The 25,475-nt window shown below is 73.4% G+C and carries 20 protein-coding genes; 14 read left to right on the top strand and 6 right to left on the bottom strand.

What is annotated here, in order from left to right:
- Positions 1 to 25 precede the first annotated feature (25 nt).
- The 4 genes from KPL60_RS20610 to KPL60_RS20595 all read right to left on the bottom strand — a co-directional run bounded on the left by KPL60_RS20610 (position 26) and on the right by KPL60_RS20595 (position 4,992).
- Positions 26 to 697, bottom strand: a complete 672-nt coding sequence (locus KPL60_RS20610; RefSeq protein WP_178374185.1) for a GntR family transcriptional regulator — start codon at positions 695 to 697, stop codon at positions 26 to 28.
- Entirely contained in the window at positions 694 to 2,040 is a 1,347-nt protein-coding gene (locus tag KPL60_RS20605) for a folylpolyglutamate synthase/dihydrofolate synthase family protein (RefSeq protein ID WP_226366862.1), read from the bottom strand. Before KPL60_RS20605 ends, KPL60_RS20610 begins: the two co-directional genes overlap by 4 nt.
- A 3-nt stretch (positions 2,041 to 2,043) precedes the next feature.
- Positions 2,044 to 3,417: an L-serine ammonia-lyase gene (locus KPL60_RS20600; RefSeq protein WP_308016797.1), complete on the bottom strand. Its 1,374-nt coding sequence runs from the start codon at positions 3,415 to 3,417 to the stop codon at positions 2,044 to 2,046.
- A 135-nt stretch (positions 3,418 to 3,552) separates the two neighbouring features.
- Positions 3,553 to 4,992 (bottom strand): MFS transporter, encoded by a 1,440-nt coding sequence (locus KPL60_RS20595; RefSeq protein ID WP_226355487.1) that lies wholly within the window; start codon positions 4,990 to 4,992, stop codon positions 3,553 to 3,555.
- Between the two features lie 327 nt (positions 4,993 to 5,319).
- Here KPL60_RS20595 and KPL60_RS20590 point away from each other — a divergent pair, with 327 nt between their 5' ends.
- The 10 genes from KPL60_RS20590 (at position 5,320) to KPL60_RS20545 (ending at position 17,414) form a co-directional block, all read left to right on the top strand.
- A complete protein-coding gene (locus KPL60_RS20590) occupies positions 5,320 to 5,673 on the top strand; it encodes a bifunctional 3-phenylpropionate/cinnamic acid dioxygenase ferredoxin subunit (RefSeq protein WP_226355488.1) in 354 nt (117 codons plus the stop codon).
- On the top strand, positions 5,673 to 6,842 hold the full coding sequence (locus tag KPL60_RS20585) for an NAD(P)/FAD-dependent oxidoreductase (RefSeq protein ID WP_226355489.1): 1,170 nt from the start codon (positions 5,673 to 5,675) through the stop codon (positions 6,840 to 6,842). The genes KPL60_RS20590 and KPL60_RS20585 overlap by 1 nt, the downstream gene beginning before the upstream one ends.
- A gap of 181 nt (positions 6,843 to 7,023) precedes the next feature.
- Positions 7,024 to 8,328, top strand: a complete 1,305-nt coding sequence (gene glyA, locus KPL60_RS20580; RefSeq protein ID WP_226366861.1) for a serine hydroxymethyltransferase — start codon at positions 7,024 to 7,026, stop codon at positions 8,326 to 8,328.
- Entirely contained in the window at positions 8,325 to 9,596 is a 1,272-nt protein-coding gene (locus KPL60_RS20575) for a sarcosine oxidase subunit beta family protein (protein WP_226366860.1), read from the top strand. Before glyA ends, KPL60_RS20575 begins: the two co-directional genes overlap by 4 nt.
- Before the next feature lie 17 nt (positions 9,597 to 9,613).
- Positions 9,614 to 9,904 (top strand): sarcosine oxidase subunit delta, encoded by a 291-nt coding sequence (locus KPL60_RS20570; RefSeq protein WP_226355492.1) that lies wholly within the window; start codon positions 9,614 to 9,616, stop codon positions 9,902 to 9,904.
- On the top strand, positions 9,901 to 12,687 hold the full coding sequence (locus KPL60_RS20565) for a 2Fe-2S iron-sulfur cluster-binding protein (RefSeq protein WP_226355493.1): 2,787 nt from the start codon (positions 9,901 to 9,903) through the stop codon (positions 12,685 to 12,687). Before KPL60_RS20570 ends, KPL60_RS20565 begins: the two co-directional genes overlap by 4 nt.
- Positions 12,677 to 13,333, top strand: coding sequence for a sarcosine oxidase subunit gamma (locus KPL60_RS20560; RefSeq protein WP_226366859.1), 657 nt, complete (start codon positions 12,677 to 12,679; stop codon positions 13,331 to 13,333). Before KPL60_RS20565 ends, KPL60_RS20560 begins: the two co-directional genes overlap by 11 nt.
- 31 nt (positions 13,334 to 13,364) lie before the next feature.
- Positions 13,365 to 15,836 carry an FAD-dependent oxidoreductase gene (locus KPL60_RS20555; RefSeq protein WP_226366858.1) on the top strand — a complete coding sequence of 824 codons (2,472 nt, stop codon included), beginning with the start codon at positions 13,365 to 13,367 and terminating at the stop codon, positions 15,834 to 15,836.
- Between the two features lie 88 nt (positions 15,837 to 15,924).
- Entirely contained in the window at positions 15,925 to 16,545 is a 621-nt protein-coding gene (locus tag KPL60_RS20550; RefSeq protein WP_226355496.1) for a cyclodeaminase/cyclohydrolase family protein, read from the top strand.
- On the top strand, positions 16,542 to 17,414 hold the full coding sequence (locus KPL60_RS20545; RefSeq protein WP_226355497.1) for a bifunctional 5,10-methylenetetrahydrofolate dehydrogenase/5,10-methenyltetrahydrofolate cyclohydrolase: 873 nt from the start codon (positions 16,542 to 16,544) through the stop codon (positions 17,412 to 17,414). Before KPL60_RS20550 ends, KPL60_RS20545 begins: the two co-directional genes overlap by 4 nt.
- A 7-nt stretch (positions 17,415 to 17,421) precedes the next feature.
- Here KPL60_RS20545 and KPL60_RS20540 read toward each other — a convergent pair whose 3' ends face one another.
- Entirely contained in the window at positions 17,422 to 18,087 is a 666-nt protein-coding gene (locus tag KPL60_RS20540; protein WP_226366857.1) for a GntR family transcriptional regulator, read from the bottom strand.
- Between the two features lie 138 nt (positions 18,088 to 18,225).
- Between KPL60_RS20540 and purU the strand changes: the two genes are divergently transcribed.
- Together purU and KPL60_RS20530 are read left to right on the top strand one after the other, a co-directional pair.
- The gene (gene purU, locus KPL60_RS20535; RefSeq protein WP_226355499.1) at positions 18,226 to 19,074 is read left to right on the top strand and encodes a formyltetrahydrofolate deformylase; all 849 of its coding nucleotides are present in this window, start codon (positions 18,226 to 18,228) and stop codon (positions 19,072 to 19,074) included.
- A 177-nt stretch (positions 19,075 to 19,251) separates the two neighbouring features.
- Entirely contained in the window at positions 19,252 to 20,172 is a 921-nt protein-coding gene (locus KPL60_RS20530) for an alpha/beta hydrolase (RefSeq protein WP_226366856.1), read from the top strand.
- 76 nt (positions 20,173 to 20,248) lie between these two features.
- Here KPL60_RS20530 and KPL60_RS20525 read toward each other — a convergent pair whose 3' ends face one another.
- Positions 20,249 to 21,397, bottom strand: a complete 1,149-nt coding sequence (locus KPL60_RS20525) for an aromatic ring-hydroxylating dioxygenase subunit alpha (RefSeq protein ID WP_226366855.1) — start codon at positions 21,395 to 21,397, stop codon at positions 20,249 to 20,251.
- A gap of 742 nt (positions 21,398 to 22,139) precedes the next feature.
- Here KPL60_RS20525 and KPL60_RS20520 point away from each other — a divergent pair.
- Positions 22,140 to 23,945 carry a BCCT family transporter gene (locus KPL60_RS20520; protein WP_226355502.1) on the top strand — a complete coding sequence of 602 codons (1,806 nt, stop codon included), beginning with the start codon at positions 22,140 to 22,142 and terminating at the stop codon, positions 23,943 to 23,945.
- Between the two features lie 122 nt (positions 23,946 to 24,067).
- Positions 24,068 to 25,468: an IS1380 family transposase gene (locus KPL60_RS20515; RefSeq protein WP_226365313.1), complete on the top strand. Its 1,401-nt coding sequence runs from the start codon at positions 24,068 to 24,070 to the stop codon at positions 25,466 to 25,468.
- Positions 25,469 to 25,475: the final 7 nt, after the last annotated feature.

Here is a 25,475-nt window from a genome sequence, read left to right as displayed (position 1 = left end):
GTTCCTTCCGTAGAGGGGAGCGGGTTCAGAGGACCGCGCGGACGGCGGTCTCGAAGCCGACGACGTGGTCGCGGCTGACGGCCTCGGCGCGGTCGGCGTCGCCGTCGGCGATCGCGGTCAGCAGCGCCCCGTGCTCGTGCACGTGGTGGCCGACCTGGTCCATGCGGTCCAGGAACAGGCAGTGGATCCGCGTGGCCAGGTGGTAGTAGCGGGTGAGCGTGTCCTCCAGGTACGGGTTCCCGGCGGCCCGGTACACCGACCGGTGCACCGTCACGTCCCACCGCATGAGCTCGATCCGGCCCATCCGCGGCGCCTCCAGCGAGGCGACCCGCACGGCCAGCTCGCGCAGCTCGTCGCGCCGCCACCGCGGGGCGACGACGGCGGCCCGCCGCGCCGCGGTCGGCTCCAGCACGGTCCGGACCTCGCAGACGTCGCGCAGGTCGGAGATGTCGACGGCGGTCGCGAACGTCCCCCGCCGCGGGTAGGACACGACCAGACGCTCGGTCTCCAGCCGCTTGAGCGCCTCGCGCACCGGGGTCCGGCCCAGGCCGAGCCGGGTCGACAGCGCCTCGTCGTCGATCGGGGCCAGCGGCGGGATCTCCAGCATGATCAGCTGGTCCCGGATGGCCACGTAGGCCCGGTCGGCCAGCGACCGCGGGCTGTCGAAGTCCACGAACACGTCCTCGGTGATCGTCATGCCGGCTGCCCCTCGGGGACGGCCGGGCGGTCCAGCCGCGACGCGACCGCGCCGGGCAGCCGAAACGACCCGGTCACCACGACGGGGTCACCCCCGCCGGTCGTCAGGGCGTGGTCGACGGCGTCGGCCGGGTCCGCGACGGCGACGGCCGGCACCCCGGCCGCCCCCGCGGCCGCGGCGATCTCGGACGGGCTCCAGTGCCGCGACGCGTGCTCCCCGCCCGGCAGCCCGGTCGCGACGACCCGCGCCCCGGCCCCGGCGACCGCCCGGACGGCCTCGCCCAGGTCCTTGTCCCGGGCCAGCGCCAGCACCCAGGTCACCGGGCGGCCCGGGTGGGTCTCGGCCACCGTGGTGGCCAGCGCGGACAGCTTCAGCGCGTCGTGCGCGCCGTCGAGGACGACCGGGGTGCCGGCGACGGTGCGCCGCTCGAACCGCCCCGGCAGCGAGGTCAGCGCCAGCCCCTGACGGACGGCGAGCGGGTCGAGCCGCCAGCCGTCGCGCCGGGCGAGCACCGACACCGCGTGCAGCGCCAGCACCGCGTTCCCGGCCTGGTGCCTGCCGTGCAGGCCCAGCGGCACGTCCGACCACCCGGCCAGGTCCACCGTGGTGCCCGCCGGACCGGTCCGGGCCAGCGCGGCCGCGGCGGCGACGTCCACGACGTCGACCAGGGTGTCGCGGCGCACCGCCTCCCGGGCCACCGCGGCGTCGGTCTCGGGGCCGCCACGGGCCAGCACCGCGCGGCCGCCGACCGGCAGGATCCCGGCCTTCTGCGTCGCGATCTCGCCGAGCGTGCTGCCGAGCATGTCGACGTGGTCCAGGCCGATCGCGGTGAGCACGGCCAGCTTGTCCGGCCGGGCGACGACGTTCGTCGGGTCCAGCCGGCCCCCGATACCGGTCTCGACGACGGCGTAGTCGGCCCGCCCGGCGACGGCGGCGAACCCGAGCGCGGTCACGACCTCGAAGAACGAGCAGCGCTCGCCCCGGCGCGCCTCGACCGCGGCCACCGAACGCGCGACGGCGGCGAGCCGGTCGTCGAGCACGTCCGCGCGGACCGCGAGGTCACCGATGCGGAACCGCTCGCGGATGCCGTAGACGTGCGGCGAGGCCTGCACGCCGACCCGGAACCCGTGGCGGGTCAGCAGCGACGCGACGAACGCGCACACCGACCCCTTGCCCGCCGTCCCCGCGACGTGCACGGTCCGCACGGCCTCCTGCGGGTCACCCAGCCCGGCCAGCACCTCGCGGGTGCGGTCCCGGGGCGCGTCGGGTGCGGTGCCGTTCCGGCGCCCGGTCGCCGGGCGCGACAGCAGGAACCGCTCCAGCTCGTCCTGTTCGGAGAACACGGCTCAGCACTCGACGATGTTCAGCGCGAGACCACCGCGGGCGGTCTCCTTGTACTTGTCCTTCATGTCCGCGCCCGTCTCCCGCATCGTCTTGATGGCCTTGTCCAGCGAGACGTGGTGCATCCCGTCGCCGTGCGCCGACATCCGCGCCGCGGTGATGGCCTTGATCGAGGCGACCGCGTTGCGCTCGATGCACGGGATCTGCACGAGCCCGCCGACCGGGTCGCAGGTCAGCCCGAGATTGTGCTCGATGCCGATCTCGGCGGCGTTCTCGACCTGCTCCGGCGTGGCGCCCATGATCTCCGCGAGCCCGGCGGCCGCCATCGCACAGGCCGACCCGACCTCGCCCTGGCAGCCGACCTCGGCGCCGGAGATCGAGGCGTTCTCCTTGAACAGCAGCCCGACCGCGCCCGCGGTGAGCAGGAACCGGACGACGGAGTCGTCGTCGAAGCCGGGCAGGAAGCGCTCGGCGTAGTGCAGCACGGCCGGGACGATCCCGGCGGCGCCGTTGGTGGGGGCGGTGACGACGCGCCCGCCCGCCGCGTTCTCCTCGTTCACGGCGAGGGCGTAGAGCGTCACCCACTCCATCGCGTGCAGCGCGTCCGGCTCGCCGGTCGCGGCCTCCAGCCGCTCGCGCAGTGCCATCGCCCGGCGCCGGACCTTCAGCCCGCCGGGCAGCGTGCCGCCGGTGCGGGCGCCGCGCTCGACGCACTCCTGCATCACCGACCAGATGTGCAGCAGCTCGCTGCGCACCACGTCCTCGGTGCGCCGGGACAGCTCGTTGGCCAGCATGACGTCGGAGATCGACAGGCCGTGGGCGCGGGTGAGACCGAGCAGCTCGTCGCCGGTCGTGAAGGGGTAGGCGACCGGGGTCGCGTCCTCCACCAGGACGGGGCGGCCCGCCTCGTCGGAGTCGAGCACGAAGCCGCCGCCCACCGAGTAGTACTCGCGCTTGTCCAGGACGGCGCCGTCGGCGTCGAAGGCCTGCAGCAGCATGCCGTTGGAGTGGAAGTCGAGCCGGCGGTTGCGGTGCAGGACCACGTCGTCGTCGGGGGCGAAGGTGATCTCGTGGATCCCGCCGAGGCGGATCCGGCCCCCGGCGCGGACGTCGGCGACCATCGGGTCGGCTCCGACCGGGTCGACGAGGTGCGGCTCGTGCCCGGCGAGCCCGAGCACGACGGCCTTCACGCTGCCGTGGCCGTGCCCGGTCGCGCCGAGGGAGCCGAACAGCTCGACCCGTACCGAGGCGGTACGGGGCAGCTCGCCCGAGGCGGCGAGCCGCGCGACGAACCGGGCCGCGGCCCGCATCGGGCCCACGGTGTGCGAGCTCGAGGGTCCGATCCCGACCTTGAACATGTCGAACACGGAGATGCTCACGGTCGCTCCGATCCACGCCGGGCTCTGGTCATGCCGACGATGTTAGACTGATATATCAATCGTGCCAAGAGGCGGGCGACGGGCGGTTCGTGCCGGGTGCGGGTGGGCCGGTGCGGGTGGGCCGGTGCGGGTGGGTCAGTGCGTGTGGTCGTACGGCTGCTCGAGCGGGACGCCGTCGGACGACATCGGCGGCGGGGGCAGGTCCGCGCTGGAGGTCAGCGGTGCCGCGCCGGCCAGCGGGCGGCCCGCGGTCTCGGGCAGGAACGCCACGCCGACCACGCCGACCAGGCCCGCGGCGACGAGGAAGTACCCCGGCCAGTCGAGGTTGCCGGTGGCGGTCACGGCGGTCTCGATCAGCGTCGGTGCGGTGCCCGCGAACAGCGACACCGACAGGTTGAACACCACGCCCAGGCCGCCGTAGCGGACCATCGTCGGGAACTGTGCGGGGAGTGTCGACGGCAGCACCGCGGCGAAGCCGACCAGCACCGTGGCCATCAGCAGCAGGCCCACGAACTGGCCGATCATGCCGTCGCGCATCAGCCAGACCGCGGGCAGTCCGACGGCCACCAGGGCCAGGCTCGTGACCATCAGGACCGGTTTGCGGCCGACCCGGTCGCTGAGCCTGCCCACCGCGGTGATCGCGCACAGCATGACCAGCATGACCGCGACGAGCATGGCGCCGGTGGCGGCCCCGGAGGCGCCGTGCTGGCCGTGCCGGGGGAGCGTCCCGGTCAGGTAGGTGGGCATGTAGTTGGTCAGCACGTAGTTGGTGACGTTCCAGGCGACCACCAGCGCCGCGGTCACCAGGGCCGGTGCCCGGTAGCGGCGGACCAGGATCTGCATCGCCCGCCGGTAGGGCATCGTCGCGAGCGCGGGGGAGCGCTCCATCAGCTGCCGGAACGCCGGGGTGTCCTCCAGGCGCATCCGCAGGTAGATGCCGGCGATCCCGAGGGGGAGGGCGAGCAGGAACGGGATCCGCCAGCCCCAGGCGAGCAGGTCCTCCTCGGGCAGCACCGCGACGAGCACGCCGCAGACGCCGGCGCCGAGGGTGTAGCCGGTGATCGTGCCGAACTCCAGCCAGCTGCCGAAGAACCCGCGACGGCGGTCGGGCGCGTACTCCGCGACCAGGGTCAGCGCGCCGGTGTACTCCCCGCCCGCGGAGAAGCCCTGCAGCATCCGGATGAGCAGCACCAGCAGCGGCGCGGCGATCCCCGCCGTCTCGTAGGAGGGCACGAAGCCCAGCGCGAGCGTCGCGACGGTCATCAGCAGGACCGTGAACGCGAGCACCCGGGTGCGGCCGATCCGGTCCCCGAGCGGGCCGAACACGAACCCGCCGAGCGGCCGGACGACGAACGCGGCCGCGAACGTCGCCAGCGTCAGCACCAGCGACCACTCGCCGGCCTCCGGGAAGAAGACCCGGTTGAGCACCACCGCGGAGAGGAAGGAGAAGAGGCCGAAGTCGTACCACTCGGCGACGTTGCCGACCGAGGCCGCCGCGGCCGCCCGCCGGACCGTGCGCTCCTCCTCGACCGCGACCGGACCGCGGCGTCGGGGCCTGCGCGGTCCGTCGGTCATGGGGTCTCCTCGGATCGATCGGCCGCGCCGCGGCAGCAGCCACGCCGACGTGGCGATGCAGTATCGCCACACCATCATTCTCGCGGCCATGGTGTCACGTGTCCACGAGTGATATATCTTTCGTCGACGGGCGGCCCGGAGTGTGCCGGTGCCGGTTTTCGGGGCCTTTCGGTCACCGGGGACAGCCGCTCACATTTCCACGTCGTGACGCCGATGCCCCGTCCCGGGCCGGCCGAAAAATCGCTCGTTGACGGCTGCGACCTGCGGCCTCACCATACGGTTGCGCATGGCATGGCGAGTTTCGCGATAGGCAACAGTGGAGGAAGCATGATCTTCGTGGGCGAGCTGTCCGACATCCCCGTCGGGGAGTCCGTTCGTGTCCAGGGGACGGTGCCCATCGCCGTCTTCAACGTCGACGGCGATCTCTACGCCATCGACGACACGTGCACCCACCAGGACGCCTCGCTGTCCGACGGATGGCTCGAGGACTGTGCGGTGGAGTGCCCGCTGCACGCGGCCTGCTTCGACCTGCGGACCGGGATGCCGAGCGGCCCGCCCGCGAAGACACCCGTCCGCACGCACCAGGTGGTGATCGCCGACGGTGTGGTCCACGTCGTCGAGTCGGTCCCCGCCTCCGGTGCCGCGACCGGCGTCCGCCCGGGCGTACAGGCCGGCACCTGATGCGCGACGTCACGGTCGTCGGCGCCTCGCTCGCCGGCCTCGCCACGGCGCGCGCCCTGCGCGCCCAGGGCTTCGCCGGGACGATCACGGTCGTCGGCGACGAGAAGCACGCCCCCTACGACCGCCCTCCGCTGTCCAAGGAGTTCCTCGCCGGGAGCTCCGACGAGGACGCCATCGCCCTGACCGAGGACGACGACGCCGCCCTCGACGTCGAGTGGCGCCTCGGTCGCACCGCACTCGCCCTCGACGGTCCGACCCGGACCGTCACCCTCGACGACGGCTCGACCCTCTCGGCCGACGCCGTCGTCCTCGCCACGGGCGCCCGCGCCCGGAACCTGCCGGGCGAGCTGCCCGGCGGGGTGCACACCCTGCGCACCCTCGACGACGCCCGTGCCCTGCGCGCCGACCTCGTCCCGGGCCGGCGGCTGGTGGTGGTCGGCGCCGGGTTCGTCGGGGCCGAGGTCGCCTCGACCGCGCACGGCCTCGGCCTGGACGTCACGATCGTCGAGGCCGCCCCGGTGCCGCTGCAGCGGGCCCTCGGGCCCGAGATGGGCACCGCCTGCGGGCGCCTGCACGCCGCCGCCGGGGTGCCGCTGCACCTCGGGACGGGTGTGGCCCGGCTCGTCGGCTCGCCCCGGGTCACCGGGGTCGAGCTCACCGACGGCCGCGAGCTGCCCGCCGACGTCGTCGTGGTCGGGATCGGCGCGATCCCGAACGTCGAGTGGCTGGAGGGCTCCGGCCTCGACCTCGACGACGGCGTCGTCACCGACGCGGCGGGCCGCACGAACCTGCCCGGCGTCGTCGCGGTGGGGGACTGTGCCAGCACCCATCGCGACTACACCGGCTCCCGGCTGCGCCTGGAGCACTGGACCAACGCGCTGCAGCAACCGGCCGTCGCGGCCGCGGCGCTGCTCGGGACCGAGCACTCGCTGCCGGCCCACCACGCGGTGCCCTACTTCTGGTCCGACCAGTACGGGCACAGCATCCAGTTCGCGGGACACCGGTCCGCGGACGGCTCGGTCCGGATCGACGACGGCGACCCCGGGGCCGACGGCGGGTTCCTCGCCGTGTTCCTCGACGCCGCGGGGGAGGCCGTCGGCGTGCTCGGCGTCGACCGTCCCCGGCCCTTCGGGCGGATGCGCCGGGAGCTGGCGAAACGGCTCCGCTGACCCGGCACGTCACCTGCGGCGCAGGTCCTCGTGGGGACCTGCGCCGCAGGCGTGTCCGGGGCCGGTCGCAGCCCGGTCGCACGGACCACGATCAGCCTCTTGACCTGCCGGGAGTGCCGTGCGACGCTGAACGCAGACAGTTGATATATCAGTCCGCTGGAGAAGATATCTGGAGGTGCCCATGACGACGTTCGCCGTGGATCGGGGTCCGTCGAACGGTGCGACGGGGGTCCTCGACGGGACGCTGCGCGACGTGGACCCGGAGGTGCACGCGGCCGTCGCCGCCGAGCTGGGTCGCCAGCGCGGCACCCTGGAGATGATCGCCAGCGAGAACTTCGCCCCGCTCGCCGTCATGCAGGCGCAGGGCTCGGTGCTCACCAACAAGTACGCCGAGGGCTACCCCGGCCGCCGCTACTACGGCGGCTGCGAGCACGTCGACGTCATCGAGCAGCTCGCCATCGACCGCGTGAAGGCGCTGTTCGGCGCCGACTACGCCAACGTCCAGCCGCACTCCGGCGCCCAGGCCAACGCCGCCGCCATGGCCGCGCTGCTCGACCCGGGCGACACCATCCTGGGCCTCGACCTGGCCCACGGCGGGCACCTCACCCACGGCATGCGGCTCAACTTCTCCGGCCGCCTCTACGACGTCGCCGCCTACCACGTCCGCGCCGAGGACCACCGCGTCGACATGGCCGAGGTGGAGCGCCTGGCCCACGAGCGCCGCCCGAAGCTGATCATCGCCGGCTGGTCGGCCTACCCGCGGCAGCTCGACTTCGCCGAGTTCCGGCGGATCGCCGACGCGGTCGGTGCGTACCTGATGGTCGACATGGCGCACTTCGCGGGCCTCGTCGCGACCGGGCTGCACCCGTCGCCGGTGCCCTACGCCGACATCGTCACCAGCACCACCCACAAGACCCTGGGCGGCCCGCGCGGCGGGATCATCCTGGCCCGCGGCGAGCTCGCCAAGAAGCTCAACTCCCAGGTCTTCCCCGGCCAGCAGGGCGGCCCGCTGGAGCACGTGATCGCGGCCAAGGCCGTCGCGTTCAAGCTCGCCGGCGAGCCCGCGTTCGCCGAGCGCCAGCAGCGCACCCTGGAGGGCGCCCGGATCGTCGCCGAGCGGCTGGTCCAGGAGCCCGGCGTCGGCGTGGTCTCCGGCGGCACCGACGTCCACCTGGTCCTGGTCGACCTGCGCGACTCCGAGCTCGACGGCAAGCAGGCCGAGGACCGGCTGCACCGGGTCGGCATCACCGTCAACCGCAACGCCGTCCCGTTCGACCCGCGCCCGCCGATGGTGAGCTCCGGGGTCCGGATCGGGACCCCCGCGCTGGCCGCCCGCGGCTTCGGTGCCGAGGACTTCACCGAGGTCGCCGACATCATCGCCCGCGCCCTGCGCCCCGCCGCCGGCGACGCCGAGCTCGACGAGCTCGCCGCCCGCCTCACCGTCCTCGCCGACCGCCACCCCCTCTACCCGGAGCTGACGGCATGAGCACCGAGAAGACCGGCACCGGGAACACACCTCCCGGGGCGCACCTGCCCGAGCACCCCGACGCCCTGTGGCGCAACCCCGAGCCGAAGCGCTCCTACGACGTGGTCATCGTCGGCGGCGGCGGGCACGGGCTGGCCACCGCCCACTACCTGGTCAAGAACCACGGGATCACCAACGTGGCGGTGCTGGAGAAGGGGTGGCTCGCCGGCGGCAACATGGCCCGCAACACCACGCTGATCCGCTCCAACTACCTGTGGGACGAGTCGGCCTTCATCTACGAGCACGCCCTGAAGCTGTGGGAGGGGCTGGAGGAGGACCTCGGCTACCCGATCCTGTTCTCCCAGCGCGGCGTGCTGAACCTCGCCCACACCGAGCAGGACGTGCGCGACTCGGTCCGCCGGGTCGAGGCGAACCGGCTCAACGGGATCGACGCCGAGTACCTCGGCCCCGACGACGTCGCGAAGATCTGCCCGATCGTCAACGTCTCGCACGACATCCGCTACCCGGTCCTCGGCGCGACCTACCAGCCCCGGGCCGGCATCGCCAAGCACGACTACGTGGCCTGGGGCTTCGCCCGCCGCGCCGACGAGGCCGGGGTCGACCTGATCCAGGACTGCGAGGTGCTGGACTTCCTCACCGAGGGGTCGGTGGCCGACGGCACCGCGAAGGTGACCGGGATCCGCACCAGCCGCGGGGACATCGCCTGCGGGCAGGTCGCGCTCTGCGCGGCCGGGCACACCTCGACCCTGCTCGACCGGCTCGGCGTGGACACCCCGCTGCAGTCGCACCCGCTGCAGGCGCTGGTGTCCGAGCTGCTGGAGCCGGTGCACCCGACGATCGTCATGTCGAACGCGGTGCACGTCTACGTCTCCCAGGCGCACAAGGGCGAGCTCGTCCTGGGCGCTGGCGTCGACTCCTACAACGGCTACGGCCAGCGCGGCGCCTTCCACATCATCGAGCGCCAGATGGCCGCCGCGGTCGAGCTGTTCCCGGTGTTCGCGCGGGCGCACCTGCTGCGCAGCTGGGCGGGCATCGTCGACGTCACCCCGGACGCGTCGCCGATCGTGGGCCGCACCCCGTACGCGAACGTGCTGGTCAACTCCGGGTGGGGGACCGGCGGCTTCAAGGTGACGCCCGGGCTGGGCTGGTGCCTGGCCCACACCATCGCCACCGACGAGCTGCACCCGCACATCGCCCCCTTCTCCCTCGACCGGTTCGTCACCGGCGCGCTCGTGGACGAGCACGGCGCCGCCGGCGTCGCCCACTGACACCCCAGGAGCCCGACGTGCAACTCATCGACTGCCCCTGGTGCGGCCCCCGCGAGGAGGTCGAGTTCCACTACGGCGGCCAGGCCCACGTCGAGTACCCGGCCGCGCCGGCCGAGCTCGACGACGAGCAGTGGGCGCACTACGTGTTCTTCCGGGACAACCCGAAGGGCCCGTTCGCCGAGCGCTGGAGCCACTCCGCGGGCTGCCGCCGCTGGTTCAACGCCGTCCGTGACACCCACACCTACCGGTTCCTCGCCGTCTATCCGATGGGCGAGGCCCGGCCGCAGATCCCGGGGACCCGCGCATGACCCGCATCGATGGTTTCGGTCGCGTGGACCGGACCCGTACCCTGACCTTCGTCTTCGACGGCACCACCCACACCGGTCACCCGGGCGACACGCTGGCCTCCGCGCTGCTCGCGAACGGGGTCACCGTGCTGGGCGGCTCGGTCAAGCTCGGCCGCCCGCGGGGCATCGGCGGGGCCTGGACCGAGGACCCGGTCGGCCTCGTGCAGATCGAGGAGCCGTTCCCCGAGCCGATGCTGCAGGCCGCCACCGTCGAGCTGTACGACGGCCTGGTCGCCCGTGGCCTGAACGGGCAGGGCCGGCTGGCGACGGTCCCCGACACCGCGCGGTACGACCGCCGCCACGCCCACTGCGACACCCTGGTGATCGGCGCCGGCCCGGCCGGGCTGCTCGCCGCGCGCACCGCGGCCCGCCGCGGCGACCGCGTGGTGCTCGTCGACGACCGTCCGGAGGCCGGCGGCTCCCTGGTCCCGACCGACCGGATCGACGGCCGCGCCGCGCACCGGTTCGTCGCCGACGTCGTCGCCGAGCTCGCGGAGAACCCCGAGGTGCTGCACCTGCAGCGCACCACCGCCTTCGGCCACTACGACGACGGGTTCGTCCTGGCCCTGGAGCGGCGCACCGACCACCTCGGCGCGGCCGCCCCGACCCACCGCTCCCGCCAGCGGGTGCACCGGATCCGGGCCGGGCGGGTCGTCGTCGCGGCCGGCGCGATCGAGCGCCCCGTGGTGTTCGCCGACAACGACCGCCCGGGCGTCATGCTCGCCTCCGCGGCGCGGGAGTACCTGCACCGCTACGGCGTGCTCGCCGGGCGCGAGGTCGTCGTCTTCACCACCGACGACGCCGCCTACCTCGCCGCCGCCGACCTGGCCGGGGCCGGGGCGCGCGTCACCCTCGTCGACGCCCGCACCGCGCCGCCCGCCGAGCGGGCGCGGGAGTGCACCGAGGCCGGGGTGACCCTGCGCGCCGGGGCCACCGTCGTCGGGTCCGACGCCGACGACGCCGGCCGGGTCCGCGCCGCGCACGTCGCCGACGGCGGGGCCACCGAGGTGCTGCCCTGCGACCTGCTGCTGGTCTCCGGCGGCTGGACGCCCACCGCGCACCTGTTCAGCCACGTGCGCGGACAGCTGGTCTACGACTCCGGTCTGGGAGCCTTCCGGCCGGGCGCCGACATCGCGGGCACCGAGGTGATCGGCGCCGCGAACGGCACCCTCGACCTGGCGGGCTGCCTGGCCGAGGGCGCGGGCGGCGACGCCCCGAGCTCCGCCCCGGAGCCCGCGCGCACCCCCGGCCTGGTGCTGTGGCGCACCGCGGGGGACTCCGCGCGCCAGTTCGTCGACGTCCAGCGGGACGCGACCGTCGCCGACATCGAGCGGGCCGTCGGCGCCGGGCTCCGCTCGGTGGAGCACGTGAAGCGCTACACCACCATCGGCACCGCCCACGACCAGGGGAAGACCTCCGGCACCATCGCCTCCGGGATCACCTCGGAGCTGCTGGGCCGCCCGGCGGGCGACCTCGGGACCACCACGTTCCGCCCGCCCTACACCCCGGTGTCGTTCGCCGCGCTCGCCGGCCGCGAGCGCGGGGACCTGTTCGACCCGGTCCGCACCACCGCGGTGCACCCCTGGCACGTCGCGCACGGCGCGGTGTTCGAGGACGTCGGCCAGTGGAAGCGGCCCCGCCACTTCCCGCGGGCCGGCGAGGACATGGACGCCGCCGTGCTGCGCGAGTGCGCCGCGGCCCGCCGCGACGTCGCGATCATGGACGGCTCCACCCTGGGCAAGATCGACGTCCAGGGGCCGGACGCGGGGGCGTTCCTCGACCTCGTCTACACGAACCTGATGAGCAGCCTGAAGGTCGGCCGCGTCCGCTACGGCGTCATGTGCGGCAACGACGGCATGGTCACCGACGACGGCACCGTGCTGCGCATCGCCGAGGACCGGTTCCTGCTGACCACGACCACCGGCGGCGCGGCCCCGGTCCTCGACCACCTCGAGGACTGGCGCCAGACCGAGGTCCCGCATCTGCGGGTCAACCTCGCGTCGGTCACCGAGCACTGGGCGGTGTTCCCGGTCGTCGGGCCCCGCTCGCGCGACGTGGTCGCCGCGGTCTTCCCCGGCGTCGACGCCTCCGCCGAGGCGTTCGAGTTCATGACCTGGCGCGACACCGAGCTCGACGGCGTCCCGGTCCGGCTGGCCCGGATCTCCTTCTCCGGCGAGCTGGCCTTCGAGGTCAACGTCGACGCCCGGTACGGCCTCGCCGTGTGGGAGCGGCTGGTCGCCGCCGGCGAGCCGTACGGCATCACCCCCTACGGCACCGAGACGATGCACGTGCTGCGCGCCGAGAAGGGCTACCCGATCATCGGGCAGGACACCGACGGCACCGTCTCCCCGCACGACCTGGGGATGAGCTGGGCGGTGTCGAAGAAGAAGGTCGACTTCGTCGGCAAGCGCTCCTTTGCCCGCGCCTCCAACACCGACCCGATGCGCAAGCACCTGGTCGGGCTGCTCCCGACCGACCGCGGCACCCGGCTGCCCGAGGGAGCGCAGATCGTCGAGTTCTCGCCCGACGGCACCCTGCCCCCGCCGCCGGTCCCGATGCTCGGCCACGTCACCTCCAGCTACCTGTCCGCGGAGCTGGCGCGGCCCTTCGCCCTGGCCCTGCTCAAGGGCGGTCGCGACCGCATCGGCGACGTCGTGCACGTCCCGCACCAGGGGGCGCTGGTCCCGGTCGAGATCACCGGACCCGTCCTCGTCGACCCGGAAGGAGCCCGCCGTGACGGCTGAGCTCGCCACCACGCACCCGCTCGACGCGCACGCCCCGGCACTGACCGGGCTCGCCCGGGACACCGGCGGCGGCCTCTCGGTCGAGGTCCTGCCGACCGCGCAGTCGGTGACCCTGCGGCTCGACCCGGCCGGCCCGGCCCGTGCCGGTGTCGACGCCGCGCTCGGCACCGCCCTGCCGACAGGTGCGAACACCTGGGCCGCCGCCGGTGACGGCGAGGTCGTCTGGCTCGGCCCCGACGAGTGGCTGGTCAGCAGCCGCTCTCCGAACGCCGCGGTCTCCGAGGCGGCGCTGCGCGCGCTCGTCGCCGGGGAGGCGGGCGGCGCCGCGGTCGACACCTCCGCCCAGCGGGTCGTGCTGCGGATCGGCGGGCGCCTGGCCCGCGAGCTGCTGTCCTTCGGCTGCTCGCTGGACCTGCACCCGCGCTCGTTCCCGGCCGGGCGCAGCGCCCAGACGCTGCTCGGCGGGGCCGGGGTGATCCTCCTGGTCCGCGACGCCGCCGCCGACGCCGACGGGGGAGCGGTCCTCGACGTGCACGTCCGCAGCTCGTTCGCCGGCCACCTCGCCGACTGGCTGCTCGACGCCGCCCTGGAGTTCCGCGCCGACACCGCCGCCGACCCCGCCGCGTCACCGGCCCTCGCCGGCTGACCGCCCGACGACCACCGAGAAGGAGACCACCATGACCCCCCGCGTCGTCATCATCGGAGCCGGGATCGTCGGGGCGAACCTGGCCGACGAGCTCACCACCCGCGGCTGGACCGACATCACCGTCCTGGACCAGGGGCCGCTGCCCCTGACCGGCGGTTCCACCTCGCACGCCCCCGGCCTGGTCTTCCAGACCACCGGGTCGAAGACCATGACCGCGTTCGCCACCTACACCGTCGAGAAGCTGAAGAGCCTGGACGTCGACGGCGGCTGGTGCTTCAACCAGGTCGGCGGCCTGGAGGTCGCGACCACCCCGGAGCGGCTCGCCGACCTGCACCGCAAGCAGGGCTGGGCAGTCTCCCGCGGGGTCCCGGCGTCGGTCGTCGACGCCGCCGAGTGCGCCCGCCTGCACCCGCTGCTCGACGCCGGTCAGGTCCTCGGCGGCCTGCACACCCCGACCGACGGCCTGGCCAAGGCCGCCCGCGCCGTCGTCGCGCTGGCGCGGCGCGCCGAGTCCCGCGGCGCGGTCTTCCGCGGCTCGGTGCGCGTCACCGGCATCGCCCAGTCCGGCGGCCGGGTCACCGGCGTCGAGACCGCCGACGGCGAGACCGTCCCCGCCGACATCGTCGTGTCCTGCGCCGGGTTCTGGGGCCGTGAGCTGGGCAAGCTCGTCGGCATGCGGGTGCCGCTGCTGCCGCTGGCCCACCAGTACGCCCGCACCACCCAGGTCGAGCAGCTCGTCGGACGCAACGACGAGCTCGTCGAGGCGCGGCTGCCGATCCTGCGCCACCAGGACGCCGACCTCTACTACCGCGAGCACAACGACTGCATCGGCATCGGCTCCTACGCCCACCGCCCGATGCCGGTGTCGATCTCCGAGCTGCCCGAGGTCGGCGACGGCGAGGTCGGCGAGCGCACCCAGCCCTCGATGCTGCCCTTCACCTCCGACGACTTCGCACAGCAGTGGGAGCAGAGCACGCAGCTGCTGCCCGGCCTACAGCGGTCCAAGATCGAGCACGGCTTCAACGGGGTCTTCTCCTTCACCCCCGACGGCGGGCCGCTGATCGGCGAGTCCGCCGACGTCGCCGGCTTCTGGATCGCCGAGGCCGTGTGGGTCACCCACTCCTCGGGCGTCGCCCGCTCGGTCGCGCAGCTGCTCGTCGAGGGCCGCAGCGAGCTCGACCTGCACGGATGCGACGTGCACCGCTTCGACGAGGTCGAGACCACCGACGCCTACGTCGACGAGACCTCGCAGCAGAACTTCGTCGAGATCTACGACGTGCTGCACCCGCTGCAGCCGAAGCTGTCCCCGCGCGACCTGCGGACCAGCCCGTTCGTGGACCGCCAGCGCGAGCTCGGGGCGTTCTTCCTGGAGTCGCACGCCTGGGAGCGCCCGCACTGGTACGAGGCCAACGCCGCCCTGGCGAAGGACATGCCCGCCGAGTGGCGCGCCCCGTCCCGCGACGCCTGGTCGGCGATGTTCCACTCGCCGGTCGTCGCGGTCGAGGCGTGGAGGACCCGCACCGCGGTCGCGATGTACGACATGACCCCGCTGAAGCGCCTGGAGGTGTCCGGGCCGGGCGCCTGCGCGTTCCTGGAGGGTCTGACCACCGGAAAGATGGACAAGTCCGTCGGCGCGGTCACCTACACGCTGATGCTCGACGAGGCCGGCGGCGTCCGCAGCGACCTCACCGTCGCCCGGCTGGGCGAGCAGCTGTTCCAGGTCGGCGCGAACTCCAACCTCGACCTCGACCACCTGCGCCGCGCGCTGCCCGACGACCACTCGGTCGTCGTCCGCGACATCACCGGCGGTACCTGCTGCATCGGTGTCTGGGGCCCGCTGGCCCGCGACCTGGTGCAGCCGCTGTCGCGCGACGACTTCTCCCACGAGGGGCTGAAGTACTTCCGCGCGATGTCCGCGCACATCGCCGGCATCCCGGTGACCGCGATGCGGCTGTCCTACGTCGGCGAGCTCGGCTGGGAGATCTACACCAGCGCCGAGTACGGCCGGAAGCTGTGGGACGTGCTGTACGAGGCCGGGCGCCCGCTCGGCGTCGTCGCGGCCGGGCGCGCGGCGTTCAACAGCCTGCGGCTGGAGAAGGGCTACCGCTCCTGGGGCGCCGACGTCTCGACCGAGCACAACCCCTACGAGGCCGGGCTCGGCTTCGCCGTCCGCCCGCACACGAAGGGCGACTTCGTGGGCCGCGAGGCCGTCGAGAAGATCGACCCGGACGCCGTCACCCGCAGGCTGACCTGCCTCACGATCGACGACGGCCGCAGCGTCGTCCTCGGTCACGAGGCCGTGCTCGTCGACGGGGAGCCGGCCGGCTACGTCACCTCCGCGGCGTACGCCTACACCCTGGGCACCCCGATCGCCTACGCCTGGCTGCCCGCCGGACTGCCGGTCGGATCGACGGTCGAGATCCAGTACTTCGACCGCCGGATCCGGGCCTCGGTCGCGGCCGAGCCGCTGTTCGACCCGGAGATGAGCCGCATCCGGCGCTGACCCGCACGACCCGGGGCCCGGCCCACCCGGCCGGGCCCCGGGCCGACGTGCCACCCCGCCCGTCGCACCGCCGCACGGAAGGACCCCCATGCGTTCCGACACCCTCGACCGGTTCCTCTGGGACCTGGCCGCCCGCGTCCCCGCCCCCGGGGGCGGCGCGACGGCCGGCCTGCACCTCGCGCAGGCCGCCGCCCTGCTCGGCATGGTCGCCCGCTACACCGACGGCGAGCGCTACGCCGAGCACGCCGAGACCGTGCTGGCGGTCCGCAACCGGGCCGACGAGCTGCGCATCACCGGCCTCGGCCTCGCCGAGGACGACGCCCGTGCGTTCGGCGCCGTCGGCGCGGCCTACACGCTGCCCCGCGACACCGACGAGGCGAAGCGGGCCCGCACCGCCGCGATCGCCGCCGCACTGGTCGAGGCGGGCCGGATCCCGGCGCAGGTCATCCGCGCCGCGGAGCAGGTGGTCGACCTCGCCGAGCGACTGCGGCCGATCGGCAACCCCAACGTGATCAGCGACGTGGGCGCGGCGGCCGACGCCGCACGGGCCGCGGCCAGCACCGCCCGGCTCAACGTCGAGATCAACCTGGCGGGCCTCACCGACCCGCCGGCGCGCAGCGAGCTGGAGGCGGCGCTGACCGGCGTCGACGACCTGCTGCGCCGGGCCGACAAGGTGACCGACGACGTACGGGAGCAGATCCGCCGATGACCCCGCCACCCACCCCCCACCCCGACCACGTGCTGCTCGACGGCACCGCGCGCGCCCGCGAGCTGCGCCAGGGCGTGCAGGCCGAGGCCGCCGCGCTCACCGTCCTCGGCGTCGCGCCGCGGCTGGCCGTCGTCGTCGCCACCGCCGACGAGGGCGCGGGCTGGTACGTCCGCTCGCTGTCCGGCGCCGCCCGCCGGGTCGGTGTGGAGTGCGAGGTCGTCGACCTCGGCCCGGACGCCGACGCCGAGCTGATCGGCCGCACCCTGGCCCGCCTGAGCAGCGACGACACCGTGCACGGCATCATCCTGCAGACCCCGCTGCCCGACGGCGTGCGGGTCGAGGAACTGGCCGCGTCGATCGTCCCGGAGAAGGACGTCGACGGCGCCAACCCGCTGTCGGCGGGCCGGCTCGCCGCGGGGCTGCCCGCCTACCCGCCGGCCACCGCGGCCGCGGTGCTCGAGCTGCTCGACCACCACGGCGTCGAGCTGGCCGGGCGCAGCGCGGTCGTCGTGGGGCGCTCGCTGGTCGTCGGCAAGCCGACCGCGCAGCTGCTGCTGCAGCGCGACGCGACGGTCGGCATCTGCCACCGCCACACCAAGGACCTGGCCGAGCACACCCGCACCGCGGACGTGCTCGTGGTCGCGGTCGGGCGGATCGGGCTGATCCGCGCCGAGCACGTCGCCGACGGCGCGGTCGTGGTCGACGTCGGCACCAACACCGCGCCCGACGGCAGCCTGGTCGGCGACGTCGACGCCGCCGACGTCGCCACCCGCGCGGGGGCACTCACCCCGGTGCCCGGCGGTGTCGGACCGGTGACCACGGCCCTGCTGCTGACGCACACCGTCCGCTCGGCGCGCGCCCACGTCTGAGCCGGGCTCAGACGACCTCGCGGACCGCCTTCTCGAACCCGATGACGTGCGCGCGGGCCCGGTCGGCCGCCTCGTCGGCCTGCTGGCCCGCGATGGCCCGCAGCAGGCCCGAGTGCTCGCCGACGTGCTGGTCGAAGTGGGTCATCCGGTCCAGGAACAGGCAGAAGATCCTGGTCGCCAGGTTGTCGTAGCGGATCAGGGTGTCCTCGAGGTGTGGGTTGGCCGCCGCCTCGTAGATCGTCCGGTGCACCTGCAGGTCCCAGCGCATCAGCTCGTCGCGGTCCAGCGTGCGCACGTCGATCCGGTCGATCGTGTCGGCCAGCTCGGCCAGGTCGGCCCGCGTGGTGGGGCCGGCGTACTCGGCGGCGCGCCGCGCGGCGAGCGGCTCCAGCTGCACACGGATCTCGGAGATGTAGGCGAGGTCGGTGATGTCGACACCGGTCGCGAACGTCCCGCGACGCGGGTAGGAGACGACCAGCCGGTCGATCTCGAGCCGCTTGAGTGCCTCCCGGACGGGGGTGCGACCGACCTCCAGGGACTTCGCGAGGGCGACGTCGTCGATGGCCGTCATCGGCGGGATGTCGAGCATGATCAGCCGATCCCGGATCACCGTGTACGCCTTGTCGGCGAGGGACGTGTACTCCGGCTCGGCGTCGTCGGGCAATGCGGTCACGGTCGCATGTTAACGCGACAGACGTGCCTAACAGTCGCCGGACGTGCCCACACCTCTTGACTAAGACTGATATATCAATGCACTATCTACACCGTGCCGCGGTCTCCGCGGAGCGCGTCCGACCGAGGAGAGGCCGCCGTGTCCCGTTCCTTCATCCTGACCCTGGACTGCCCGAACCGCACCGGCATCGTGCGGGCGGTCAGCGCCTTCCTGTTCGAGCACGGCTGCGACATCGGCGAGTACCAGCAGTTCGACGACCCGCTGCGCGGCCGCCTCTACCTGCGCACCCAGGTCGGCGCGGAGCAGGACGTGGACCTCGACGCCGTCGGCCGCGACTTCGAGGCCGTCGCCGCGGAGTTCGGCATGAGCTTCACCTTCACCGACGGCGTCCCCGCCCGGATCCTGGTGATGGTCTCCAAGCTCGGCCACTGCCTCAACGACCTCATCTTCCGCTGGCGGGCCGGCAGCCTCGGCGCCGACATCGTCGCGGTCGTCTCCAACCACGAGGACATGCGCCCGATGGCCGAGGCGGCCGGACTGCCGTTCGTGCACGTCCCGGTGACCGCGGAGACGAAGCCCGAGGCCGAGGCACGGCTGCTGTCGCTCGTCGACGAGTTCGACGCCGAGCTGGTCGTGCTCGCCCGCTACATGCAGGTGCTCTCCGACGAGACCTGCAAGGCCCTCGAGGGCCGGGCCATCAACATCCACCACTCGTTCCTGCCCGGCTTCAAGGGCGCCCGCCCCTACCACCAGGCCTACGCACGCGGTGTGAAGCAGGTCGGCGCCACGGCGCACTACGTGACCCCGGACCTGGACGAGGGCCCGATCATCGAGCAGGAGGTGATCCGGATCGACCACTCCTACGACCCGAAGGCGCTGCAGATGGTCGGCCGCGACGCCGAGGCGCTCGCCCTGTCCCGCGCGGTGCGCTGGCACTGCGAGCGCCGGGTGCTGCTGACCGGCGGCAGCACGGTCGTCTTCCGGTAGCGCCCGCTCCGCGAGCCCACGGCCCCGTCCCCGCACCGCGGGGGCGGGGCCGTTCCGCGTCCCGGCACGCGACGCCCTCCGCCGTGGCGCGGTCCCTCACTGGTTCACTGTCGGTCGGACCAGTACTGCTCCCGGACGAGATGCGGGAGCACCGAACCCACCCCGGAGGCGGTCCGGATGCCCCGTCCCCTCGTCATCCCCCGCGGCCCGGTCGACCTCGCCGGCGCGCTGCACCTGCCCGACGGGTTCGACCCCGCGGGGTCCTGCGCCGCGGTCGTGCTGTGCGGCCCCGGGAGCAGCGTCAAGGAGCAGATCGCCGCCGGCTACGCGGCGCGGCTCGCGGCCGCCGGGTTCGTCGCCCTCGCGTTCGACCCCGCCCACCAGGGGGAGAGCGGAGGCGAGCCCCGCGACCTGGAGGACCCCTACCGGCGGAGCGAGGACGTCTCCTACGCCGTCGACGCGCTGACGACCGTCGCGGGCGTGGACCCGGCGCGGATCGGCGCGCTCGGCATCTGCGCCGGTGGCGGCTACACCGTCCACGCCGCCCGGACGGACCACCGCATCGCGGCACTCGGCACCGTCGTCGCCGTCGACATCGGGGCCGCCCGGCGCGGCCGGGGGCCCGCCGCCGACGGGGTCGCCACGGCTCTCGACGACCTCGCCGCCGAGCGGACCGCCGAGGTGCTGGGCGGGACCCTCGACCGCGTGAACTGGCTCCCGGACTCGGCCGAGGACGCGGCGGCCGCCGGGCTCACCGACGTCGACGCGCTCCAGGCGGTCACCTACTACCGCACGCCCCGCGGGCACCACGAGCGGTCCACGAACCGTCGCCTGCGCCGCAGCGACTCCCTGCTCATCGGGTTCGACGCCTTCCATCTGGCCGACCGGCTGCTCACCCAACCGCTGCAGGTGGTCGTCGCCGGGCGCCGGGGCTCCACCGGGCAGTACGAGGACGGTGAACGGCTGCGACGGCTCGCGCCGAACGCGGAGGGCCCGGTCGTCGTCGAGGGCGCGGGCCACTACGAGATGTACGACGTGCCCGAGTACGTCGACCGGGCCGTCGGGTCCCTCAGCGCGTTCTTCCGCCGCCATCTCTGACCCCGGCCGCGCGCCGGGACACACGAACGCCCCGCGCCGGCGGGGCCGGGCGGGGCGTCCGTGGTGGTGCGGGGGATCAGCCCACGCGGTCGCGCACCCAGTCGTGGAACTCGCCGATGTGGTGCTCGCTGGGCACGAGCACGCCGCCCTTCTCGTAGGAGCGCGAGTCCATCGCGAGCTGGCAGCGCTCGCAGGCGTCGAAGTCCTGGACGTTGACCCGGTGGAACAGCTCCACCGAGCGGTCGATGTCGGCGCCGGAGTCGACGACCTCGGGCAGGTACAGCCAGTCGCAGACGACCAGGGTGCGCTCGGCGGTCAGCGGGAACATGCGGTGGAACACCACGTGGTCGGGGACCAGGTTGATGAACACCGACGGCCGCACGGTGATGGCGTAGTAGCGACGGTCCTGCTCCTGGGCGACGCCGGGGATGCGGGCGAGCCCCTCCGAGCCGTCGACGGTGAAGCCCTGGATCTCCTCACCGAACTCCGCGCCGTGCCCGACGAAGTACTGGGCGGCCAGGCCGTCGGCGAACTCCGGCAGCACCTCGGTGAGCTCGGGGTGGATCGTCGCGCAGTGGTAGCACTCCATGAAGTTCTCGACGATCTGCTTCCAGTTCGCCTTGACGTCGTAGGAGATGCGCCGGCCGAGCTTCAGGTTCTCGACGTCGTAGCCGACGATCGCGTCCGGCGAACCGAGCCGGGTGGTGACGTCACCGATCACCGTGTCGGTGAACGAGGGCGGCTCCTCGGCCAGGCTCAGCCAGACGTAGCCCAGCCACTCGCGGACGTGCACGGTGTGCAGGCCGTACTCGACCTTGTCGACGTCGGGCATCGAGCTCAGGTTCGGCGCCGCGATGAGCTTGCCGTCCAGGCCGTAGGTCCAGGCGTGGTACGGACACTGGAAGGAGCGCTTGACCTCGCCCTTCTCCTCCGTGCACAGCCGCGCGCCGCGGTGCCGGCAGACGTTGAGGTAGGCCCGCACGGAGTTGTCCCTGGCCCGCGTGACGATCACGCTCTCCCGCCCGATCTGGACGGTCTCGAACGCGCCGGGCTTGTCCAGGTCCGCGGCCAGCACCGCGCAGAACCACGTCTTGTGGAAGATGTTGTCCTGCTCGGCCCGGAAGATCGCGGGGTCGGTGTAGTAGTGGCCCGCGAGGGTCTCTCGCAGGCTGTCCGGGAGGCTCTGACCCCCGGTGGCGGGGTTCGACAACTCGCCGGTCGTCATGGCGGTACTCCTCGTGGGCGACGGTCGGGATGGGGCGGCTGGCGGGTCGGGTCGAGGTCGGGCGCGTCGACGAGGTGACGTCCTCGCGGGCCGAGCTCGGGATCGGTGCGACGGCATCGGTGCGTTACGGAGGCCGGCGCCGCGGGACCGGGGGCCCGCGCGACGGCCGGGCGCCGGAGGCGACCGGCGTGCGGTCACGGTGGAAACGTTGCGGCACAGCGGATCACCTCCTGCAGTGGGATTCCGACACGAGGACGACGGCGGCGATCGGGACCGCGGAAACACACGAGAAATACCGGAAACTGTTGCGTAACAAGCAACGAGTCGCTCAATGCGCACCACGATGGGAGCGCGTCTCCCGGGTCGGTGTCAAGGGGCCGCAGCGGTGGTGTTCGTGCAGGCCCGGGGCGTGGGCCGGTCGCCGCGGGTGGGGTGACGGAACTGCTGGGGGCACGGTGGCGACTCCGGTGTCGTCGGGCTCCGGGCGGCTGGTCGGGGCTTGACCGCCGCTTCGGCCTCATCATAACGTGCACAGATATATTAATCGAGTATCTGATGGGGAGCAGGTGCTGCCGGGTCGCGACCCTGGCCGATCGCCGCCCGTCCGCCGCCCCTCTCCCGGGCCGGCGGCACCCGCTCCCCGCCCCCCGTCGTGCCGGCGATCCCGGCGGCGGGCCCGCACGACCCACGGAGCGGCGCACGTACCGCACTTCCCCCGCACCCGGACAGAGGTGGAGACGTCATGACGCAGGTCGATCCCCGGTCGTGTACCGAGGACCCCGGAGCACCCCCGGAACGCCCCCGCACGGACTGGACGGTCTTCGGGATCGGCGCCGCGCTGGCGCTGCTGTTCGTCGTCTGGGGGGTCGCGGCGCCGGAGAGCCTGCGCACGACCGCGTCCGGGATGATCGAGGCCCTGATGCGCGGGGGCGGCTGGGGCTTCATCCTCGCCGCGACCGCCTTCGTGGCCTTCGCGCTGTTCCTGGCCTTCAGCCGGTTCGGGCGGATCAGGCTCGGCGCCGACGACGAGGAGCCCGAGTTCCGCACGGTCTCCTGGATCGCGATGATGTTCTCGGCCGGCATGGGCATCGGGCTGATGTTCTTCGGGGTCACCGAGCCGCTGACCTTCTTCCGGTCCCCGCCGCCCGGGTCCGCCGCGCCGGCGACGACCGAGTCGATGCAGGTCGCGATGGCGACGTCGCTGTTCCACTGGACGCTGCACCCGTGGGCGATCTACGCCGTCGTCGGGCTCGCGATCGCCTACTCCACCTTCCGCCGGGGCCGGCGGCAGCTGATCAGCCAGGCGTTCGTCCCGCTGATCGGGCAGAAGGCCGCCGACGGGGCGATCGGCAAGGCGATCGACATCCTCGCGATCTTCGCGACGCTGTTCGGCTCGGCCGCGTCCCTCGGTCTCGGCGCGTTCCAGATCGGCGGCGGCATGCAGACCGTCGGCTGGGTCGACGGGGTGCCGGGGGCCGGCGTGCTCGCGGCGATCATCGTCGTGCTGACCGCGGCGTTCATCCTCTCCGCGGTGTCCGGGGTCGCCAAGGGCATCCAGTGGCTGTCCAACACCAACATGGTGCTGGCCGGGGCGCTGGCGCTGTTCGTGTTCGTCGTCGGCCCGACGGTGATCATCCTGGACCTGGTGCCCACCGCGCTGGGCGCCTACTTCGCGCAGTTCTTCGAGATGGTCGGGCGCACCGAGGCCGTCGGCGGCGAGCCGATGCTGGAGTGGCTGTCCAGCTGGACCGTCTTCTACTGGGCGTGGTGGATCTCGTGGACGCCGTTCGTCGGCATGTTCCTGGCGCGGATCTCGCGCGGGCGCACCATCCGTGAGTTCGTCGGCGGCGTCATCCTCGCGCCGAGCCTGGTCTCGCTGGTCTGGTTCTGCATCTTCGGCGGCACCGCCGTCGAGCAGGCCCAGCAGGGCGCGCAGTTCTCCGACGACTCCAACGTCCAGCTCTTCCAGATGCTCGGCGCCTACCCCTGGGCCACCGCCACCGGCCTGCTGGTGATGGTCCTGGTCGCGATCTTCTTCGTGTCCGGCGCGGACGCCGCGTCGATCGTGATGGGCACGCTGTCCCAGCGCGGCACCATCGAGCCGAGCCGGTGGGTGGTCGTCTTCTGGGGCGCCGCGATGGGCGCGGTCGCGGTGCTGATGCTGGTCACGGGGGGTGAGGACGCTCTGTCGGGCATCCAGAACCTCACGATCCTGGTCGCGGCACCGTTCGTGGTGATCATGGTGCTGCTGTGCGTGGCCCTGCACCGCGACGTGCGCCGCGACAAGGTCATCCTGCGCGCGGTCAAGAGCGCCGAGGTGATGGAACAGGCCGTCGACTGGGCGACCGACAACCACGGCGACGACTTCTACGTGAAGGTCGGCTCCTTCGCCAAGGACGACGACGGGGACACCGACGCGGGCCCCGTCCCGGTCGGGGCGGTCGACCCGCCTGGTGTCCCGGCCGCCCCGGAGCGCTCCGGCGACGACGGCGCCACCCCGGCCGACGACGACCGGGCCACCCCGGTCGCCACCGCCGAGCGCCGCTGAGCCTGGATCCACCGCAGGTATGCGCCGGTAGGGGCGGGTCGTGACACACGAATGCCCTTCTGAGCTGGGAAGATGTGCTTACCACGGCAACATCGATCCCTGCAGAGAAGGGCATCCGCTGGATGCGACTATCCCACGCCTGCCGCGCGATCAGCGTGCGCTTCGATGATCCGAATCTCGTGTCGTGTGTCGGGCTGGTCCCGGTCATGGCGCTGGCCGCCAGGTGCGGGCTGCGGTCCCTGCTGGCCGAGACGTTGACCCTGACCGGGACGGGCGCCGCGAACGCGGCCGCGAAGATCACCGCGCTGATCGGCGGGATGGTCGCCGGGGCGGACTCGATCACCGACATGGACATGCTGCGCCACGGCGGCATGGGCCGGGTGTTCGACCAGGTGCGGGCTCCATCGACGCTGGGGACGTTCCTGCGCCGGTTCACCTTCGGTCACGTCCGCCAACTCGACGCCGTCGCCGCGCGCCTGCTGGCTCGGCTCGCCGCGGCGACCCCGCTGCTGAGGAGCGCCGATCAGGTCGCCTACCTCGATCTGGATGACACGGTGCGCCGCACCTACGGGTACGCCAAGCAGGGCGCCGGACGCGGCTACACCGGGGTGAAAGGGTTGAACGCGCTGCTCGCGGTGCTGTCCGCCCCGGCCGCGGCGCCGGTGATCGCGGCGACCCGGCTGCGGCGCGGCGCGACGAACTCCGCCCGCGGCGCGCCCCGGCTGCTGGCCGAAGCGCTGGGCACTGCACGCCGGATCGGTGCCGGCAGCGCCCGCCACGCGATGCTGCTGGTCCGCGCGGACTCGGCCTACTACGGCCACGACATCATCAACACCTGCCGCCGCGCCGGAGCCCGGTTCTCGGTCACCGCCCGACTCACCAAGACCGTGACCAGGGCGATCAGCAGCATCGACGACGATGCGTGGACCGCGATCCGCTACCCGAACGCGATCTACGACCAGGACGAGCAACGCTGGATCTCCGACGCCGAGGTCGCCGAAGTGTCGTTCACCGCGTTCACCGGCCGCCGCAAGGCAGACCACGTCACCGCCCGGCTGATCGTGCGCCGCGTGCGGCGTCTCAACCCCCGCACCGTCACGGCCGGGCAGTCGGAGATGTTCGCGGTCTACCGCTACCACGCGGTGTTCACCGACACCCCCGAGCCGATGCTGGCGGCGGAGGCCACCCACCGTGACCACGCCATCATCGAGCAGGTCATCGCCGAACTGAAGAACGGCCCGCTCGCCCACCTGCCCTCCGGGGTGTTCACCGCGAACGCCGCCTGGCTGGTCTGCGCCGCGATCTCCCATAACCTCACCCGCGCCGCCGGTGCCCTGGCCGGCGGCCGGCATGCCCGTGAACGCGCCGCGAGCCTGCGCCGACGACTCATCGTCACCCCCGCCCGGGTCGCGCACTCCGCGCACCAACAGGTAGTCCACCTCCCCCGGGACTGGCCCTGGGAACCCGGCTTGGACGAACTGTTCCGCCGCGCTCTGCACGACCCCCTCCCCGCAGCGTCCTGACCACCCC

Origin of the sequence: Pseudonocardia sp. ICBG162 (genome assembly GCF_020496225.1) — a bacterium.
In the GTDB taxonomy this organism is placed as follows: domain Bacteria; phylum Actinomycetota; class Actinomycetes; order Mycobacteriales; family Pseudonocardiaceae; genus Pseudonocardia; species Pseudonocardia alni.
This window is presented reverse-complemented; position numbering and strand designations above follow the sequence as displayed.